The following is a 3,213-nucleotide window of genomic DNA, read 5'->3' on the forward strand; positions in this document are numbered from 1 at the left end:
CAAAACTTTTCTTTGGCGGTCTGCTCTGAACGAGCAGGGCGGCGGGGCTTCGCTTCGGCTCGAGCGAGGCGGAATTCCCCCCACACCCCCCTTCCGCCTCGCCCTCGCTTGGGCTGGCGAAATTTAAAGTTTCAAAACCCTAACGCTTTTTTAACTTGAACAGCTATTGCCCTAGCCAATAATGGTGGGACTGCATTTCCAGTTTGAACTCGACCTTGAACGGTACCACCAAAAACAATAAAATCGTCTGGAAAACTCTGTATTCTACACCGTTCACGAACAGTCAATCCTCTTGCTATTTCTGGATGTCCGAACTGAAATTGTGGTCTAATTCCTCCAGATACTTGAGTTGGGCTGGGTCTATCCCAAGACAATCTAATTCGTTGTTTAAATTTTGGATACATGGGTTCGCCGGATTTTGTAGAGGCAATTTTTTTAATTGTTGAGGCTGGATGTGCGGGCGCGGTATGGTTTTCTAATTTTACTGCTTTTTTCCGCATCAATTTTTGATAGACAGTTAACGAAGATTGATTATATTCTGTAGCACTTTCACTAGATTTTATTTTTGGCAAATCACCAATAGCATCCTTGACTGTCCTATAGTTAGATTTATTATAATTTTTTTTAGGCCACTCAAAATTGATACCGTCTAGTGTTGCAATAAAAACTAAACGCATTCTGACTTGTGGAACACCATAATCAGCTGAATTCAACATCATATGCTGAACATTAGAATATCCAACGGATCTAAATTCTTGTTCTATTTCCTTTACAAAAGTTCCGTTGGCAGTACTTCTCATTCCAGAAACATTTTCGAGTATTGCGATAGACGGTTTTATTTCTTTGACAAATCTAATATATTCCTTAAATAAAAAATTGCGCTTATCCTTTGCATGTCTTTTTCTATTATTTAAAGAAAACCCCTGACAAGGAACACCCGCTATCATTACATCAATTTTTTTTGTTGGTAATATATTTAATAATTCTTCAGTTTTAATTTTACTTAAATCTCCGAGGACAGCAGTAGATTTTTTATGATTAAAATGAAAGGTCTCAATTGATGGCCCGTGAATATCTGCCCCTAAAACAATATCAAAACCAGCCATTTCGAATCCTTTAGAAGTTCCTCCGCAACCACTAAAAAGCTCAACAACTGTTGGTTTAGTACCGTGCGAATATGTTCTTTTTTTAACTATTGGTTGTCCTTTCCAATAGTAAGAGCTTTCTTCGACACTAAGAGGATCATTTTTTATAAGAAAAAGTTGTTGCTGGTTTTGGGGCATAGCATTTTAATTATACAGGCATCCATAAAAAAAGTAAATTCCAAAATGGATTATGAACTTTTTGTCTTTTTTTTGGCTATAACCCAAGAGGTATTTATTACCCAATCTCTCTCGACTTGGGAAGTAATAATTCCTTGTTCTGGAATCCAATCAATTTGAGGTATGCCGATACTCTTGTTTTTATATTTAAGACTTGCTGCGTATATTATTCCTCCTTTTGTGAATTCGTCTTCTGGTGTGTAGTCAATAAATTGAGGACTTTTTACATCTGCTTTTACGGATACACCTGAATTATATGAGGCGGTAAAAGAGTAAGGGCGCGGACGAACGGTATCTTTTTTTAATCTTCTCCCAACTACTATTGGATATACTGTTATATTCTCAATTTTTGGAGTTGCAAACTGACAAATAGTTTGCACAACCCAACGATTATATAAAGATACTTGTATCATTGTGGCATCATCAATCCAATCTCGTTTGAATTCCATAACGAAAACTTTATAACGCCCAGTTTCATTTTTAAACGCAACAATAAAATCAGATTCACCAGCAGTATACCCCCACGGAAATTCCGAAGACACATATTCCATTTCGTTTATCCCAAACTCGTTGCCGAGTTCTTTAACAAAAGATGAGTTAGGATTATCAATTGAACGAGCAATATCAAAATTAAGCATATGTTCTTGGGCAACAATTTTTATTGTTTGATTGACGGGTCGTAACTCTAAATCAGTTACCTTTGTTCCATCTTCGTTTAAAATTTCTTTCTTCTCAAATTTATAATCCACTTTTTGTGGAAATGAAATTTTTTGCCCAGGCTCAGACAACATCATTCTTGTAATCTTTATTGCTTCTTCAGGCAATAGTTGTCTAACAGACGATCCTTTACCAGCACCCATTTGATTATCATGCCGACCTATCCAAATCATTCCTGTATCAGACATATCGGCATAAGCCCTTTCATCGCTAATTGCTCTTTCAAAAACAATAAGTGGTTCTATTTCTATTCGTAAACTCAGAAGAAGATTATGATATGGATCACTTCTAGATTGTAAATTTACGGTAGGATACTCTTTTCGGCATTTTGGACACTTTGCGCTTAAGGTTGAGCGGGATATGTGACAGTTAGGACAATTTCCCAGCATTGTATATCCCGTTGTTGGATCTTTTATATTATCCGTCCCTCGAAAAGGAGCTGAAGATACGACATATATTCCCCTAAGACCTCTGCGTGAATCTATGTCATCCTTTCTCCATTGTGGATCGGATTGGTAAAAAAACATTAGATCGCCAGGGCGGGCCAAAAACAAAGCACCCAACATTGAATACCGTCTTTGACGAGGTGGGTCAGGAAGGGCAGCAAAATTAAGATTTCTAACGAATGGATATGTAACTCCATTGATAGTAAATTGAAACGCCGCATGTGCTCGCTCCCCATTATCTGGCGACAAATAATCTGCAATTATTTTGGGGATATCTTTTTCTAAAGTTTTTGATAGGTTTAATTTCATATTTCTATAAAAAAATTCAAATCTTTCTTATAAATACGCGCGAATGCTTTAAGTTGAACCACATCAAGTCTTCTCTGACCGGATTCTATTTTAGATATATAGGATTGAGTTTTCCCGAGTTTGTCTGCAACTTGTTTCTGTTCTAAACCAGCCTCAACACGCGCCTGTTTAAGGCGTTCAACAATGTTTTTATGATCTTTTGAGTAAATTATCTTGCTCATATATATTTATATTATATTCCATTGTGTTATATTCCAAATTGTCATATAATAAATAAGAGGGTTTTGAAACTTTAAATTTCGCCAGCCCAAGCGAGGGCGAGGCGGAAGGGGGGTGTGGGGGGAATTCCGCCTCGCTCGAGCCGAAGCGAAGCCCCGCCGCCCTGCTCGTTCAGAGCAGACCGCCAAAGAAAAGTTTTG

The 3,213-nt window shown here is 37.6% G+C and carries 3 protein-coding genes; all 3 read right to left on the minus strand.

Annotated elements, in window-relative coordinates; genetic code table 11:
- Positions 1–131: 131 nt before the first annotated feature.
- The 3 genes from KJ562_03405 to KJ562_03415 are packed head-to-tail and all read right to left on the minus strand — an operon-like array spanning position 132 to position 3,015.
- A complete protein-coding gene (locus tag KJ562_03405) occupies positions 132–1,283 on the minus strand; it encodes a DNA cytosine methyltransferase (protein ID MBU3964737.1) in 1,152 nt (383 codons plus the stop codon).
- A gap of 50 nt (positions 1,284–1,333) precedes the next feature.
- Positions 1,334–2,794 (minus strand): hypothetical protein, encoded by a 1,461-nt coding sequence (locus KJ562_03410; GenBank protein MBU3964738.1) that lies wholly within the window; start codon positions 2,792–2,794, stop codon positions 1,334–1,336.
- Positions 2,791–3,015, minus strand: coding sequence for a helix-turn-helix transcriptional regulator (locus tag KJ562_03415; protein MBU3964739.1), 225 nt, complete (start codon positions 3,013–3,015; stop codon positions 2,791–2,793). The genes KJ562_03410 and KJ562_03415 overlap by 4 nt, the downstream gene beginning before the upstream one ends.
- Between the last annotated feature and the right edge of the window lie 198 nt (positions 3,016–3,213).

It is taken from the genome of Patescibacteria group bacterium, assembly GCA_018900835.1.
GTDB lineage: Bacteria > Patescibacteriota > Minisyncoccia > Minisyncoccales > PEYH01 > PEYH01.